Annotated in this window: 16 protein-coding genes; 5 read left to right on the top strand and 11 right to left on the bottom strand. The window is 39.9% G+C overall.

Annotated features, from left to right (window positions below):
* Positions 1-38 precede the first annotated feature (38 nt).
* A complete protein-coding gene (gene lysA / locus ALE3EI_RS08975) occupies positions 39-1,247 on the bottom strand; it encodes a diaminopimelate decarboxylase (protein WP_186987934.1) in 1,209 nt (402 codons plus the stop codon).
* A 165-nt stretch (positions 1,248-1,412) separates the two neighbouring features.
* On the opposite strand from lysA, the gene sucC reads away from it, so the two are divergent.
* The 3 genes from sucC to ALE3EI_RS08990 all read left to right on the top strand — a co-directional run bounded on the left by sucC (position 1,413) and on the right by ALE3EI_RS08990 (position 3,609).
* A complete protein-coding gene (sucC, locus tag ALE3EI_RS08980; protein ID WP_186987935.1) occupies positions 1,413-2,603 on the top strand; it encodes an ADP-forming succinate--CoA ligase subunit beta in 1,191 nt (396 codons plus the stop codon).
* Positions 2,604-2,764: 161 nt separating this feature from the next.
* Positions 2,765-3,100, top strand: a complete 336-nt coding sequence (locus ALE3EI_RS08985) for a hypothetical protein (RefSeq protein WP_186987936.1) — start codon at positions 2,765-2,767, stop codon at positions 3,098-3,100.
* 110 nt (positions 3,101-3,210) lie between these two features.
* Positions 3,211-3,609: a tellurite resistance TerB family protein gene (locus tag ALE3EI_RS08990; protein WP_186987937.1), complete on the top strand. Its 399-nt coding sequence runs from the start codon at positions 3,211-3,213 to the stop codon at positions 3,607-3,609.
* Here ALE3EI_RS08990 and ALE3EI_RS08995 read toward each other — a convergent pair.
* Positions 3,606-4,895, bottom strand: a complete 1,290-nt coding sequence (locus tag ALE3EI_RS08995) for a DUF2254 domain-containing protein (protein WP_186987938.1) — start codon at positions 4,893-4,895, stop codon at positions 3,606-3,608. The two genes, ALE3EI_RS08990 and ALE3EI_RS08995, sit on opposite strands and share 4 nt — an antisense overlap.
* A 202-nt stretch (positions 4,896-5,097) precedes the next feature.
* On the opposite strand from ALE3EI_RS08995, the gene ALE3EI_RS09000 reads away from it, so the two are divergent.
* Positions 5,098-5,532: an Hsp20/alpha crystallin family protein gene (locus ALE3EI_RS09000; protein ID WP_186987939.1), complete on the top strand. Its 435-nt coding sequence runs from the start codon at positions 5,098-5,100 to the stop codon at positions 5,530-5,532.
* Positions 5,533-5,592: 60 nt separating this feature from the next.
* On the opposite strand, the gene rluF is transcribed toward ALE3EI_RS09000, so the two are convergent.
* Positions 5,593-6,372, bottom strand: coding sequence for a 23S rRNA pseudouridine(2604) synthase RluF (rluF, locus tag ALE3EI_RS09005; protein WP_186987940.1), 780 nt, complete (start codon positions 6,370-6,372; stop codon positions 5,593-5,595).
* Between the two features lie 105 nt (positions 6,373-6,477).
* Between rluF and ALE3EI_RS09010 the strand changes: the two genes are divergently transcribed.
* Positions 6,478-8,001 (top strand): GH3 family domain-containing protein, encoded by a 1,524-nt coding sequence (locus ALE3EI_RS09010; protein ID WP_186987941.1) that lies wholly within the window; start codon positions 6,478-6,480, stop codon positions 7,999-8,001.
* On the opposite strand, the gene ALE3EI_RS09015 is transcribed toward ALE3EI_RS09010, so the two are convergent.
* The 8 genes from ALE3EI_RS09015 to ALE3EI_RS09050 form a co-directional block, all read right to left on the bottom strand.
* On the bottom strand, positions 7,994-8,578 hold the full coding sequence (locus ALE3EI_RS09015) for a hypothetical protein (RefSeq protein WP_186987942.1): 585 nt from the start codon (positions 8,576-8,578) through the stop codon (positions 7,994-7,996). The two genes, ALE3EI_RS09010 and ALE3EI_RS09015, sit on opposite strands and share 8 nt — an antisense overlap.
* A 91-nt stretch (positions 8,579-8,669) precedes the next feature.
* Positions 8,670-10,670: an excinuclease ABC subunit UvrB gene (gene uvrB, locus ALE3EI_RS09020; protein ID WP_186987943.1), complete on the bottom strand. Its 2,001-nt coding sequence runs from the start codon at positions 10,668-10,670 to the stop codon at positions 8,670-8,672.
* Positions 10,671-10,737: 67 nt separating this feature from the next.
* On the bottom strand, positions 10,738-11,154 hold the full coding sequence (locus ALE3EI_RS09025; protein WP_186987944.1) for a hypothetical protein: 417 nt from the start codon (positions 11,152-11,154) through the stop codon (positions 10,738-10,740).
* Between the two features lie 31 nt (positions 11,155-11,185).
* Complete coding sequence (locus ALE3EI_RS09030) at positions 11,186-11,860, bottom strand: class I SAM-dependent methyltransferase (protein ID WP_186987945.1); 675 nt, start codon at positions 11,858-11,860, stop codon at positions 11,186-11,188.
* A gap of 11 nt (positions 11,861-11,871) precedes the next feature.
* Positions 11,872-12,321, bottom strand: a complete 450-nt coding sequence (locus ALE3EI_RS09035; protein ID WP_186987946.1) for a DinB family protein — start codon at positions 12,319-12,321, stop codon at positions 11,872-11,874.
* Positions 12,322-12,324: 3 nt separating this feature from the next.
* Positions 12,325-14,751, bottom strand: a complete 2,427-nt coding sequence (locus ALE3EI_RS09040) for a T9SS type B sorting domain-containing protein (protein ID WP_186987947.1) — start codon at positions 14,749-14,751, stop codon at positions 12,325-12,327.
* A gap of 73 nt (positions 14,752-14,824) precedes the next feature.
* Positions 14,825-15,664: an ABC transporter permease gene (locus ALE3EI_RS09045; protein WP_186987948.1), complete on the bottom strand. Its 840-nt coding sequence runs from the start codon at positions 15,662-15,664 to the stop codon at positions 14,825-14,827.
* A gap of 5 nt (positions 15,665-15,669) precedes the next feature.
* Positions 15,670-16,569, bottom strand: a complete 900-nt coding sequence (locus tag ALE3EI_RS09050; RefSeq protein ID WP_186987949.1) for an ABC transporter ATP-binding protein — start codon at positions 16,567-16,569, stop codon at positions 15,670-15,672.
* Positions 16,570-16,604 lie beyond the last annotated feature (35 nt).

Below are 16,604 nucleotides of genomic sequence, written 5' to 3' on the forward strand. Positions count from 1 at the left end.
AAAGATATAAAAAAAGCCCCGATGCGGGGCTTGTTGTATTAAGATAATTCAAGAGGAACCTGATTTCTTATAATATCATCAAATGTCTCTCGCTTTCTTATCAGGTGAGCCTTTTCATTATACCACAGCACTTCTGCGGGTCTGTATCGGGAATTGTAGTTACTAGCCATACTAAAACAATAGGCACCTGCATTACTGAATGCGAGTATATCCCCTTCACTGATCTCAGCTATTCGGCGGTTATTCGCGAACGTATCGGTCTCGCAAATATATCCTACAACACTGTAAAACCTGTCTTTTCCCGATGGATTGGAAATGTTACTTATCTCGTGTTGAGAGCCGTATAACATGGGGCGTATTAAATGGTTAAAACCACTATCCACTTGTGCAAAGACAGTTGAAGTAGTCTGTTTTACAACATTTACTTTTACTAAAAACTTTCCTGCTTCGCTAACCAGAAATTTTCCGGGTTCAAATGCCAGAGTGAGCTCTCTCCCATAATTTTTACAAAATTCATTGAATCGCCGGCTTAGTTTTTCGCCCAGTTCTTCCACATTTGTTTCCACATCGCCCTCTTTGTAAGGGACTTTAAATCCGCTTCCAAAATCGATAAATTCAAGATCGACAAAATGGTTGGCGGCCTCAAAAAGTATCTCGGAGGCATACAGAAATACATCGATATCAAGAATATCACTTCCGGTATGCATATGTATTCCATTGATCTTCATTCCGGTGTTGTCTACGATTCGTTTTACCAAGGGAAGCTGATGAATTGAAATCCCGAATTTACTATCGATATGACCAACAGATATATTGGTGTTGCCCCCGGCCATAACGTGTGGGTTTATCCTTATACATACAGGAATAGTTGGATGCTTTGTTCCAAATTGTTCGAGAATAGAAAGATTGTCGATATTGATTTGAACCCCTAAACCGACAGCTCGTTCTATTTCTTCCAGCGATACCCCATTGGGAGTGTAGATAATATCCTGCGGTTGCACACCCGCCTCTAATGCCAATCGCACTTCCTGAATTGAAACTGTATCCATCGCACTGCCCATATTATTGAGTATCTTGAGCACAGATATATTAGATAATGCTTTTACAGCATAATGAATCTTTAAGTGTTTTACCTTTTTAAACGCTTTGGTCAAGCGTTTATACTGAGCTTCAATACGGTTGGCATCGTACACATACACGGGGCTTCCAAATTGGGTTGCAACAGTTAAAAGGTCTTTTGTTTTCATTATGAGTTTTTTAAAGTTTAAGGGCGTAAAATTAAGTCCTTACGCTTAAAAATCACTTAATTATTCTATAATATTTTTAGAAAAAACCCTTCCAAAAAATATTAGCGCAATCGTATAACATTTGCTATTTTTGTCACTCCTAAAAACCAAGCACAATACGCTATTATGAATTTACACGAATTTCAAGGAAAAGAGATACTCAACAGCTTTGGTGTTGAAATACAGCGAGGTCATGTTGCAACGACACCACAAGAGGCGGTTTCTGCTGCTAAAAAATTAACCGAAGAGACCGGAACCGGCTGGCATGTGATCAAGGCGCAGGTTCATGCAGGTGGGCGAGGTAAAGGTGGCGGAGTAAAGCTTGCTAAAAGTATTGAAGAAGTTGAAAGAATCTCAGGTGAGATCATTGGGATGAACCTGATCACGCCCCAAACCAGTGCTGAAGGAAAAAAAGTACATCAAGTTCTAATAGCAGAGGATGTTTATTACCCGGGTGAAAATGAACCTGAAGAATATTATATGAGCGTACTGCTTAATCGTGCCAATGGAAAGAATATGATCATGTATTCTACCGAAGGAGGTATGGATATTGAAACTGTCGCTGAAGAAACACCACATTTAATTTTTACCGAAGAAATAGATCCTGCAGCGGGATTACTTCCTTTTCAGGCGCGAAGAGTGGCATTTAATCTCGGACTCAGCGGTAAGGCATTCAAGGAAATGACCAAATTCGTTACCGCGCTCTATAAAGCCTATATAGCTTCAGACGCTTCATTGTTTGAAATTAACCCTGTACTTAAAACAAGTGATGACAGAGTGATCGCGGTGGATGCAAAAGTATCCTTAGACGACAATGCGCTCTTCCGACATAAGGATTATGAAGCTATGCGTGACCTTAGAGAAGAGAATGCAATTGAAGTAGAAGCCAAAGAAGTGGGACTTAATTATGTTGATCTCGACGGAAACGTGGGATGTATGGTAAATGGCGCAGGGCTTGCGATGGCCACTATGGACCTTATTAAGCAGGCCGGGGGAGAACCCGCCAACTTTCTTGATGTAGGGGGTACTGCGGACGCCGAACGGGTAGAAGCCGCTTTTAAGCTGATATTGAAAGATCCCAATGTAAAAGCGATCTTGGTAAATATCTTTGGAGGGATCGTTCGATGCGACCGAGTTGCACAGGGAATCGTGGATGCTTATAAAAATATGGGAACCATCAATGTTCCGATTATTGTACGCTTACAGGGAACCAATGCAGATATTGCAAAGGAATTGATCGATAATAGTGGACTGGATGTTCAGAGTGCTATCGAATTTCAGGAAGCGGCCGATAAAGTACAAGCTGTTCTCGCTTAACTGTTCTTAGATAAAGTAATAAAACCCTGCTGCTCTGCAGGGTTTTTTTGTTAAATATATTTGGGTTGCGTTAATAAACTGTTAAATATTAGGGTTTTAAGTAACGATTGGAGGAAAACTGTAGTCTATTAGAGTATATCAATCTTTTAAATCGAACAGTTATGAAAAAACTCAGATTAATTCTCGCAGCCTTTGGGCTTATTTTAACAACTACCCTTACAGCAGCTACCAAGCCGGTTGCGGTTGTGAGTTCGCCAACTTCCACAGAAATCGGTGAACTATTACAAAATCCAAATTTTTTGGTAGAACAGGAAATGCAGGCCAATGTTACTTTTGTTCTGAACAAAGACAATGAGATCGTTGTTCTTTCTGTAGACACCGACAACGACACAGTGGATCGCTATGTAAAGAACCGATTAAATTATCAAAAGTTGAATGTGTCCCTTAAGCAAGGTACAGCGTATAAAGTACCCATTCGGATCACATCTGTAAAATAGACTATTCAAACTTGAAAATTAGAGCCCGGATTCATCGACCGGGCTTTTTTATGATATAAAAATTCATATAATTTATTTCGAACTTCATAGAAAAATAGTAGTATTGCCCTATGAAAAATGAAAAGAACCGGGCCTTAATTAGTGACCTCATTGTGATCGCCAAAGCAGATGATAAGCTAACCGAAAGTGAATACGATTTTATAAAAAGACTTGCGGAGCGACTGGATCTTAGCGCAAAAGAGATCGATCCACTTTTTAAATCTCCATTACCGTCAAAACCATTGTTTAGTGAATTGGAACGCATTACACATTTCTATAAAATGGTGTTGATGATGAATGTCGACCGCGAAACTCATAAAAAAGAAATTGAGGCAGTAAGAAATTTTGGTTTAAAAATGGGAATCCGCCAGGGGGTAATAGATCAGATTCTCCTGAGGATGGAAGACTATGAGGATAAAATAATTCCTTCCGAAGAACTTATTAAAATATTTCAGACCTATTACAATTAGTGCGGGTGTTCGATATTGGTAATGGTTTCGATATCCTTTTTGGAGTCGAAAGCGAGTTTCGATTCTGTAATTAGGATTTTAAGCTCATTTTCTACCGCATTTAGATAGTCTTCATTTGTTGTCTGTTGCTTGCTTAGATATGTCAGCATCCAGATCAGTTTTTGAACTATTATCGGATCGTGCTTACAATAGGTCCTAAGGGAGGCCATCACATTGTATAACAATTCTTCGAAGTTTACTACGGCCAGTTTAAGAACTGCCTCATTGTTATGTGTAATGATACCACTGTCTCTTTTTTGCATTCGCAAAGCGAATAATTCGGTTAAATAATCGATCGCATTAACAGCTGTTCCCGGATCATTGATCCCCGGTGACATCGCTTTCACGGCTATTTCGGTGATTTGTTTAAACGCCAGTATATAATTGTCTTCAATCAATTCACCCCTGGCAAAATTAAAATTGGAAAGCAGTTGCTTTTGAGTCTTTGCATCCAGTTTTTTATCAGATTTTATAAATGGGACATTGTTTAAGACAAATAATCCCTGCGGAATGGTAACATATAGTTTTGTTTGGTGTTCTTCAGAAAATTCAAGGATGTTCTTTATTGATAAATTCTGAAAATACCCACTACTAATTGAGGTAAAGGCAAACCAATCTTTGGTATCAGGAAAATCTTTGATTAGTTCTTCATCTTTTTGTTTTTCACTTTCTATAAAGTACAGCAATTTTTTTCTTGAAGTGACATAAATATCCTCTAGTATGTTATTGATCTGAATACTCTGTGAAATGTTGTGTATAAAATAAATAAATGCACAGAGACACATAATCGTTAGGGATATTCCCAATAAAATAGAGACTCCCGGAAGTGTATATTTTTCATCACTTGGTTCTATTGAAAATAGAGTGAAAATATTATACAATATCGTGGCCAGATAAGCACCAAGTATGATCTGATGCTTTTTATCCGATATCAGCCCCGGTAAAAGTCTGGGAGAAAAGTTGCTTGATGCCTGACTCAGCAAAAGCATCACCATGGAGAAACTAAACACCATCATTGAAATAAGTCCTCCAATACAGACACTTAACACAGTAAGTGCGGTATCCCCGTTTTCCAACACTAATTTGGGAAGTACTTTAATAAGTTTGTTAGAGGCGCCCTGCTCCTCGATCCACATCATAATAAAGGCGAGATTAAAACCCAATACTGCCAATAGAGAAGGGTAGAAGGCTATTTTGCTTTGTACAGAATTAAAAAATGCTTTCAGGCGTGAGTAAAGTTTTTTCATAAATAGTTATTCCTCTCTAAAAGTAGAACTTAACCTAGTTGTTTTTCTTAAAATTGATATAAATGTGAATAAGGAGCAACATATGATAGACAAAAAGACAGATTCCTAAGTATAAAATAAGACAAAATGACCGAAATTTTGATATGGAATTTAAATTGCAGTATGGAAATAAAAAATGTAGAACTGTAAAAAATAATATTATATGAAATTAGTTAGAAAACAAAACGATTGGTTGCCCACTATTTTAGGTGATCTTTTAACTGAAAATAGATTGGATGTGCCTAATTATGAAAACTTTAGCATACCAGCTGTAAATATTTTCGAGAATTTGACGACCTTTGTAGTGGAACTTGCAGCCCCGGGATTAAAGAAAGATAATTTTGCTATTGAAATTGAAGAAAACCTGCTAAAAGTTTCTGCCGAAGTTAAACAAGAAAGTGAAACTTCACAGGAGCAAGAGGAGTTTAAGTATTCCAGAAAGGAATTCGGATATAGCAAATTTAAAAGAAACTTTACGCTTCCGGAAAGTGTGAAAAGTGAAGATATAAAAGCGTCTTACGAAAACGGAGTGTTGCAAATTACGCTTCCCAAGAAAGAAGAGAAGAAAGCATTGAAGAAAATGGTTGAGATTTCATAATTGAAATTAATTTGGTTAGTTAGTTGAAACAGACCGCGCCCTACTCAATCGGGTCGCGGTCTACTTTTTTCTACGCCTTCCACCTGTACTCGTTATCCGATCCACCTGAGGAACATTTTTAGACCCCGAAACAGCATCCTTTAAGTCCTGCAATTCTTTCGTTGTTAGGTCACGCCATTTACCCACCGGCAAATCGCCCAGCGTTATATTCATGATTCTGATACGCTTTAATTCAACAACTTCATATCCTAGATATTCACACATTCTTCTAATTTGACGGTTTAATCCTTGAACTAAAACTATTCTGAATACCAACCGACTTATTTGCTCCACTTCACATTTTTTAGTTAGGGTTTCAAGTTCTTCCAACCATACCCCATTGCCCATTTTTTTAATAAAATCGGCTGTTATAGGTCGGTCGGTTTTGACGATATATTCTTTTTCATGATCATTTCCGGCGCGCAGGATCTTATTTACAATATCACCATCATTGGTCATTAACAGGAGTCCTTCACTGGGTTTATCCAGTCTTCCTACATGAAATATGCGCTCTTTATGACCTATAAAATCTACTACATTTCCGTCTACCCTTGTATCTGTCGTACAGGTAATTCCCACCGGCTTGTTTAAGGCGATGTAAACCAGATTGTCGTTTTCGGTGATCAGCTTACCATCGATGCGAATTTCATCTCCGGGCATCGCACGATCTCCCAGGGAGACCTTTTCACCGTTCAGGGTCACTCGCCCCTGTTCAATAAGCGTATCGGCCTTCCGGCGTGAGCAATATCCGCTATCGCTAATCGCCTTATTCATTCGAATGGAATCGGGATGATGGGTCATAACGCAAAGATACTATTTTCGAGAGGCAATTTGAAAAGGTTAAACTTTATATAATGATTGGTTTTTTAAGTGTCGAATCTTCTATTTTTATAAAAATGACATTTCATGGCTATTTTAGGTACAATTATTAAAGGTGCGATCGAATTAAGAGGGTCGTTGGTCTCCGAAACTCCGGCTGTCGAGGCTCAGGAAAAAGTATTGAGAAAACTCCTGGAAAAAGCAAAAGACACTGCCTTTGGTAAATACTATGGGTTCCGTCAAATTTTAGATTCAGAGAGCATAACTAAATCGTTTTCCGACGCAATTCCGTATCACGATTACAATAAAATGACTGCCGATTGGTGGAGTAGGGTGCACGACGGGCTGGACGATATTACATGGCCGGGGAAGCCATCATATTTTGCCATGAGCAGCGGAACCACAGGTAAGACCAGCAAAAGAATTCCTGTAAGCGATGAAATGATAGATGCCATTCGAACTACAGGCATCCAACAGGTAAGCGCACTTTCTAATTTCGACCTACCTGCCGATTTTTTTGAGAAGGAGATCATGATGTTGGGTAGCAGTACCGATCTCACAGAGCGTGGAGGATTTCTTGAAGGTGAGATTAGTGGGATTAGCGCCAGTAACATCCCATTCTGGTTTCAGGGGTATTATAAGCCTGGAGAGGAGATCGCTAAAATTGACGATTGGGATGAGCGCGTGCAAACCATCGCCGAACGTGCAAAGGACTGGGATATCGGTGCGTTGAGCGGAATTCCATCATGGATCGAATTAATGTTGAAAAAAGTGATCGAATACCACAACCTTAATAATATACATGAGATCTGGCCTAACCTTCAAGTGTATACCAGCGGTGGTGTGGCATTTAAACCTTACGAAAAGAGTTTTAATCTGTTGCTTGATCATCCTATAACGGTCATAGATACCTATCTTGCTTCAGAAGGTTTTGTGGCGTTTCAGCAGCGACCGGAGACTCATGCAATGAAACTGGTTACCGATAATGGAATTTATTTTGAGTTTATTCCTTTCAAACCTGAATATATTAACGAAGACGGATCCATCACCCGTGATGCGCCCTGTTTAGATCTTTCCGAAGTAGAAACAAATACAGATTATGTACTTGTAATAAGTACCGTTTCCGGAGCGTGGCGCTACCTAATTGGCGATACCATTGCCTTTACCGATGTGGATCGGGCAGAGATCATTATAACCGGAAGAACCAAATTCTTCTTAAATGTCGTTGGATCACAACTTTCGGTAAATAAAATGGAAACCGCCCTCAGAGAACTTGAAGAACAATTCGATATCGAAATTCCTGAGTTTACACTTGCGGCGGTTAAATATGATAACGAATTTTATCATCATTGGTATCTGGGAACAGAGTCTGCGGTAAATACTGAAGAACTGGCCAACGCCTTGGATGAAGCGCTAAAATCGGCCAATAAAAATTACAAAGTAGCACGAAGTAAGGCTTTAAAGGGGGTAAAAGTTACCACGATCGCCCCCGATGTATTTTACGAGTGGAATGCCAAGAACAAGAAGAAGGGCGGACAGGTAAAAATGGCCAGAGTGATGAATGAGGAGAAATTTTCCGAATGGCAAAGGTTTGTTTCTGATTTTAACTAACAGCTTCCTCTAATTTTCCTTCATTAAGCAGTTCCATAACTTCTTCAGGAGACATATACAGATTTCTTATACGCTGCTTATATTTTTCAGAAATATGTGCATGATCCAATATGAAATTCTTGGTTTGTAAAATGTAATCTCCCATCCCATGCGCGATAGCATAATGATCTGCCGCACGTTCCACTTCTTTTATATGTGATTTGGAAAAAAGATATTTTATTCCGAAGAACAACATGCCCAAACCACTGCGATCCCGATAGTCCATTACATGTCCCAATTCGTGACCCAACCAGCCTGTGATCACGTCTGAAGGGATATCGGTTATATTGAATTCCTCGTGTTCGATCTGTATTTTTCTACTTATCAAAATTATGTATCCACGGTGCTTTCTGCGCTTTAAGAAACTCGCCCAGGTAGGCTGCGCTTGCATGGTGGATTTTTTAATCTTGTCCTTAAATTTAAAGATCACCTCACAGTCTTTCAGTTCAGGAAAATGACATAGTGCGGTTATTGCTTCTGTCCTTATTACTTCCGGGATTACCTTGTTTTCAAGATTTATTTCTTCAATTGAGATCATATTTGGGAAAATACGAATTAGGGCTTACTCCAACTGTTAAGAGGGTGGTAATTTTTTCAATACGTCGAGAAGTAATCTAGTGAAAAGTTACCTATTCAACTTCTTGTAAGCTCTTCTGAAGCCCCTTAATTTTATCCCGAAGTTTTGCAGCCATCATAAAGTCAAGTTCCTTAGCTGCCTTTTCCATAGCTTTCCGCGTATCACGAATCTTTTTCTCCAGTTGCGGTTTAGAGAGGTATTCGTTCTCTTTCTCCGCAGCAAGTATTTCTGCATTATCAAAGGTATAGGCATTCACTTTTTCCTTAGTAAGTGCATTTTCTAGAGATTTTTTGATCGCGGTAGGGGTTATATTATGCTCCTTATTGTAGGCTATTTGTTTTTCTCTCCGGTAATTTGTGCCATCGATCGTAGCCTGCATGCTATTGGTGATCTTATCGGCATACATGATCGCTTTTCCGTTCAGGTGTCGTGCAGCGCGGCCTACGGTTTGAGTCAATGAACGTGCGCTTCGCAGAAATCCTTCCTTATCGGCATCCAGAATTGCAACCAGGGATACCTCCGGAAGATCAAGACCTTCTCTTAACAAGTTTACACCCACCAGCACATCAAAAATGCCAAGACGCAGGTCCTGCATGATCTCTACACGCTCTAGAGTGTCCACATCACTATGAATATACCGACATCTAATATTGATTCGGGTGAGGTATTTGGTCAGTTCTTCCGCCATTCTTTTGGTGAGCGTGGTCACCAGAACCCGTTCATCTTTTTCGACGCGCTTTTGGATCTCTTCCAGCAGATCATCAATTTGGTTTAAACTCGGACGAACCTCAATGGGAGGATCCAGTAAACCTGTAGGGCGAATGATCTGTTCCACGAAAACCCCGCCGCTCTTCTCCAACTCATAATCAGCAGGGGTGGCACTTACATAGATCACCTGATTTTGAATTGCTTCAAATTCTTCAAATTTTAAAGGCCGGTTGTCCATAGCTGCCGGAAGTCGGAAACCATATTCTACCAGATTTTCCTTTCTGCTACGGTCGCCGCCATACATGGCTCCCACCTGAGGTATGGACACATGACTTTCATCCACGATCATCAGATAATCGTCAGGGAAATAGTCGAGTAGGCAGAAAGGCCGGGTGCCGGGTAATCGCTGGTCCAGATAACGCGAATAATTTTCTATACCGCTGCAATATCCTAATTCACGAATCATTTCCAGGTCGAAGTTGGTTCGTTCTTCAAGACGTTTGGCTTCCAAATGCTTCCCAATCTCCTTAAAATAGTCAATTTGTTTTACGAGATCATCCTGTATTTCTCTAATCGCACCCTGCAAGACATCAGGTGAGGTCACAAACATATTCGCAGGGTAGATGGTCAATCGGTCGTACTTTTCGATCACCGAATTGTTCAAGGGATCGAAAGCTTCAATTTCTTCTATCTCATCCCCAAAAAAATGAATTCTGAAGGCGTAATCGGCATAACCGGGATATACATCCACGGTATCTCCTTTTATTCGGAAACGTCCGTTACTGAATTCAGCTTCAGTTCTGGAATATAAACTTTGTACAAGACGATGTAGTAGTTTAGTCCTAGATATTACTTCTCCCTTCTTTATGGCGATCACATTTTTTTGAAACTCTACAGGATTCCCAATACCGTAAAGGCAGGATACCGATGCAACCACAAGTACATCCCGTCGCCCGGAGAGCAGGGAGGAGGTAGTACTCAGTCTCATTTTTTCGATCTCTTCATTAATCGAGAGGTCTTTTTCAATATAAGTCCCACTGGAAGGAATAAAAGCTTCCGGCTGATAATAATCATAGTAAGACACAAAGTATTCCACCGCATTATCCGGAAACAAATTTTTAAACTCACTGTATAGTTGAGCAGCCAGCGTTTTATTGTGTGCCAATACCAAAGTAGGCCGTTGAACCGCTTCTACGACATTAGCAACCGTAAAAGTTTTTCCACTTCCGGTTACTCCGAGCAAAGTCTGGTATTTCTCATCCATATTCAGTCCGTTAACCAATTCCTTAATGGCTTGTGGCTGATCTCCGGTTGGAGTGAAATCTGTAGCGATTTTAAATTTCATACAATTTTTATAGTACTGTAAAATTACTAAAAATTAGAAGCACGCCTTGTGAAGTCATGAACCAATTTTAAAGATCAAAAGCCAAAAGATCGGGTGTGATATATTGGTGCTTTGCCTTTTCAGAATTAAAAATATCAATGCTATAATGACTGTGCATTAACTCATTGAAACTAAGCTTTAAGCGTGGAAATTCTAAAATAAAACTCTTAAAATCATTCCCTTTAGATCTCAGCATAAAATGATACACGGCTTTAACCGCTGCGATCGTTAGGGTATGGTTATATTTATCATAGGCTCCTATATTTGAAACATAAGATTGGATCTGCTTTGGAATGATTTGTAAAGCAGTATCAATTCCATATGTGGTTATTTGAATCCAGGCCAGTCGTATATGGGCTTCATGGGTGAATTCTAAAGGCTTGAGATTCCCCGACTTAAATTCTCGAATAAATTCACGGTCGGTTAATTTAAAATGTGCTTCCATGTTTAAGTGTTATTTAATTGGACATAGGGCCTCATTTTATGAATTGAGCTTTTTTGCCAAGGACAATAATATGTATTTCTGAAGAACCGTCTGCTTTTTGGTAGTTTTTTCTGAATTCTTTAAAAACTTCCATTTTATTCTTCTGCATTTCTTTCTGAATACTTTCTTTTGAATGATACTGAAAATACATGCGGTCGTTTGTACTACCCGTGATATAGCCCGAATTTTCAGGCATGCCTTCCACAAAACTAAGATAAAGAATACCATTAGGATTTAGCTTATCGGAACAATTTTGCAATACTTCTGAAGTATCCTTTTCAGATAAATACGGTATGCAAAATCCGCAAACGATACCGTCGAATGTTTTTTTCAAACCGTCGATCTTTCGCGCATCCATTACTATAAAATCGGCTGAAACTACATTCTTTATAGCGAGATCGATCATATTTTTGGCAGTATCAATACCGAGTATTTTTAATTCCGGACATTTTGAAAGCAAATACCGGGTAATGTTTCCCGGGCCACAACCAATTTCAAGGATCTCTGCCGATTGGTTCTCTAAAGACTTCAGGAAAAAATCATAGCTGTCATTATAAAGGTCGAGGTCCATAAAACCCCTTTCGTAAGCTTCGGCAACATTATTCCAGCTTCTTAGATTTTCACCTTCCCGGTCTGATTGAAATTTTCCCGACTTGATCGTACTCATAATTCAGATTATTATAACTTCAGGTCTCGTTTATAAAAAATATAATCGGTAACTAATGGTGTTAAACCAGCATTTCTGAATTCGGTAGCGATCTGTGCCCTGTGATAGGTGGCGTGATTCACCACATGAAATAGCATGTCAAATACCGAGTTTGTAAAGGTTTGTCCTTTACTATTGGTGTACTCGATCAGTTTTTGGAGTTCCTCATTTTTTAAAATGCTCAGCGAAGTATGATAATTTTCGTTTTCTATGTCACGAAGTGCCGATGGTTTCAGCCTGTCCCAGGGCGAATGGTGATCGGTTCGTTTCAGAATTCGAAAATTCCAGATCTCATGTGCATTCAGAATATGATCCAACAACAAACGGGCCTTTTCAGGAACTTCCGAAGCATGTTCTTCAAAAAGAGTTATTAGGTTAAGATTGCAGTGATGGGAATATTCATGTAAACCGGTTAATTCCATGCGCTAATAATTTACATACACCCATCCCAGATACGGTTCTGGGAATTCCGGATCATTCAGAATTAAAACATAATAGTAGGTTCCTACCGGAACTATAGTTTCTTTGTATAGCAAACCGGTATTCGGGATGGCATCCCATAAACCGTCTTCATTTCCGCCTTCATAAATAAGATTTCCTTCCCGACTGTAGATCTTCAGAATAAAATCTTCGAAGACATCAATAAGTCCTTTTATTTTAAAGACATCGTTAAGTCCGTCGCCATTAGGAGAAATTCCCTGAGGAATTTGTGGCGGACAATTTTTCGTGGTGATTAAAAAGGAAGCCGTGGTAAAACAGATTTCATTTTCTAGCCTTACATATATAGTTTGCGGATCTATACTGTTTACATACTGTTCGGGGTCGGCGATGGCATTTTCGTTTGCAATGGCATTTTCCAAAGTAGTAAAATAACTAATCATATCGTCCGGATCTGTAGAGATCAATTCATTCTGGACGGTAAGATCGAAGGTGGCTGTATTCATCCCTTCATCGCATAAGAGCAGATCGGGCAGCATAGGAATAGGGGGGATGCTGCCAAATTCAACAAGGATACTAAATTCATTATTGAATTCATTTAACTCCTCCACGATCCCACTGCCATTGCCGGTATCGTCAACAATAGCCAGAAGCGTGAATGTATCCGGGGTATTGGGAGGCAACGTGATAAATACCGAGCCCGGTTCACTACCGTTTATTGGAATAGTATTTTGTGTTTCCGACTGTCCCAGCAAAAGACCATCGATATAAAAAGCAATGGGAGTATTTGCCGGCAAAGGACCGGTTCCTATATTGGAAACCGTAAATTCGATGGTGAGATCGCGCTGGCGGCAGGCATTAAGATTATTATCGATAGTAATTACTGCATCAGGCAACGGACAAATAACAACTTCGATCTCGAAACTATCAGTGATAAAGCAATCGGGGTTGGAAAGCCGAATCCAGATCGTTTGCGGATTGGTAATATTCTCGTATGCTTCCGGATTGGGAATAGGATCTTCATTGTTTAGGGCGTCATCTTCCGAAAGATGAAAACTGAGTTCATCTGCCGGATTCTGAAGATTTACACCCTCATTCAGATCAAAAAGTTCGGTGCCCACTACCTCACATAGCTCCAGGTCGACCACCTGATATACAGGAAAAACCAGTAAATGCACATTTACTATAAAACTATTGTTGTCCTCGTTCGTTTCATTAACGACACCGGTCCCTGTTCCGTCATCATCCACAAAAGCCTTTAATTCAAAATCGGCAGGAATCCCGGCAGGAATCGAAAGATCTATGGTTCCACTTTCCGACCCTCCAATAGGGATAATTGCAGTAGTTGCAGACTGACCTACCAATGTGGTGTTGGCATAAAATGCAATGGGCGTGTTGGCAGGAAGTTCATCGGTACTGTTCACATTATAGACGGTATAATCGACAGTTATGGTCCGATCACCACACTCATCGGCTCCCGAAACCTGGTCAATTTCAATGGTTGCATCGGGAAGTTCCGTATTTAGAACGGTAACAATATTATTGATGATCACCAGATCCTGATTGGAAGTAAGGTCTATGGTTGCTGAAGTATCTCCCGGTTGAATATTGTTTTCGATATTGTAAAAGTCAATATCCATGTTGTAGAGCTGTGAAGAACCCGTAAAACTGTTGGTGCTATTAAAGGCATTGTCAGCAGGGTTTAACGGAGGATTGCTTATAATATTTCCATTAATGCGCAGCGTTTCATTATTAGCCAAGCTCTGATCTCCTTCCCACGCTAAAAACCCGATCTTGGCTCCTATGTTATCTAAAACGTTAAGGTTGTCCAGCTCGATGGTAAGACTGGGATTGGAAGCAGAAACACTTTCGTATCCGTCAAAGATATTCACTTGATTTAACGGTAGTGTGGCCTCTTCATATATTACAGTCACGGCCCAGCCTCCAAAATTAGTGGTGTTGGCGCAGTAGGGAGGGATCACGTTGGTAAGATCAAGATCTGTAAGCGTATATCCACCATTACCCGTCGCTGCTACCAGGTCTGTGATATCGGCAAAGGCCGAAAAATAAACCAGCTCCGGTGTAAGTTGGTAACTAAAAGTACGGGAAGCCGTTATGGAAGTACCGTTAAGGGTAACATTAAAGTCTCCGGCTCCGGATCCGGCCCAGTAGAGGTATGCTGCCACTAATGTCTGACCCGGCTGTAATGCAAAATCTGCACTGCTTTGGGTAAGAATAGTGCAGGGAGAGGGAGGAGTTTGTCCGGTGTTTTCTGCGGTATTTAGGGTGTTGCCAAAAGCCAGGTAATCGTAACGACCATTAAATTGTTGAAATAAGCTAATCTCATCTTGCGCAATACCGAGTACCGGTAAACAAAACACAATCAAAAATATAGTCCTTGAAATAGTATTCATAGCAGCCATTCTACGCTAAATATACAGAATATTTAGTAAGAATTTCGGCGCTTAACCCATAGAAGGTCTTGATTTATAAATCCCGTCTTTTCAGGATTGCATAAGACCAATAAATAAACAGACCGGTCCAAACGATACAAATCCCTACACTCAATAGCGGAACATCATAGTTCTTATCGAAGCTCTCTCCCAGTTGGGTGGCTGCAGATTGTACAGCACCGAATCTTGTGAAGGGTTCAGAAATAAGATCGGACATTGCATTGAGTGGTAGATAATTATAAACCGTTTCAAAGAGATTGACTTCAGTCTTTACTTTTATATACTGAAACAGGATCGCTATGAGACCTTCAATCACCTGCCAAAGTCCCAAAAAGCCTAACGCAAACGCAGAGCGTTTTACCCAAAAAGCAAGGAACATACAGAAACTGAAGAAACACAATAATTTTAAAAAGTAAGCGCCCATATACTGCATATCGCTGAAAATGATCGAGACTTCATTATAATCGGAAAAAATAAGACTGAGGATCATGGTGACAATAAACAGAAATATAGTCGATATCACTGTAAACAGTATCACGGTAAGAATTTTTGAAGTGAGAAATTCCCGCTTACTCAGACCGTCGATCAGGTTTTGTTTTAGAGTTCTATAACTATATTCGTTAGAAACAATGGAGACGATCACAATAGCAAAGAATATTTTAAGCCAGGCTGCCACCCAGGTATTAAAATGCCATATAAATGGAAAATTAAAGATTCCCTGATCGGCAACGCGAAATTTCACGCCTCCGAAATCGAATTCAATGGATACGATAAAGGCGATAAAACAGATAAGCGCAAAATAGACGATAGATATTATTTTTGCCGATCTGTTATATTTAAGTTTCTGAAGTTCTATGTTGAGTAGTCGTAGCATGCCGGTTAGTTGAGGTTTTTGGTAATTTCAAGGAATTGCTCTTCCAGACTTTCTTTTCGTTTAACAAGATGTGATAAGGTAATTCCGCGTTCAAAAAGCATTTTGTTAAGTTCTGAAGCGTCCATAGGTTGATTGAGATAAACCGTTATTGTTTCACCTTCCCGTTTAATGGTCCCAAAAGAGGGATGACCCTGTAGTGCAGCTTCCAATTGATCGGGATCTTCGCTTTGTAAAATAAAAAATCCGTGACTCGCATTCATTCCGTCTACGCTTCCCGTATACAGACTCCTTCCTTTGCGAAGGATCACCACATGGCTGCAAACTTTTTCAACCTCATCAAGCAGGTGAGAGGCAAGGAGAATCGTTGTTCCTTCAGAAGCGATCTTTTTAATGATCTCACGAATTTGATGTATCCCTTGTGGATCGAGTCCGTTGGTAGGCTCATCCAGAATAAGTATTTCGGGGTCGTTGAGTAGTGCTGAAGCGATGGCCAACCTTTGTTTCATTCCCAAGGAAAAGGTGCTGAACTTACTGTTCTTACGGTCGAGTAAACCCACTATTTCGAGTTTTTCTTCAATTTTTTGGGAAGAAACCTCTTTGATCTTGCAAACCAGATTGAGGTTCTGAACCGCCGTCATATAAGGGTAAAAGTTTGGGCGTTCAATTATAGCGCCTACTTTCTTTAAGGCGTTATGCGTAGAATCTGAGCCATCAAACCAGTGATAGGAGCCGGCTGTTCTGTTTACAACATTGAGAACGATTCCCAGCGTCGTAGATTTGCCACTTCCATTAGGTCCTAAAATACCGTAGACATTACCTTTTTCGATAGTGAAAGAGAGATCGTCTACTGCGGTAATGGGGCCAAATCGTTTAGTGAGATTAGTAAGCGTAAGGATGGTATTCACAGAAATATGCTTTTAAGGTTAGCTGAAAGTATGAC

This window comes from Constantimarinum furrinae (genome assembly GCF_014295415.1).
GTDB lineage: Bacteria > Bacteroidota > Bacteroidia > Flavobacteriales > Flavobacteriaceae > Constantimarinum > Constantimarinum furrinae.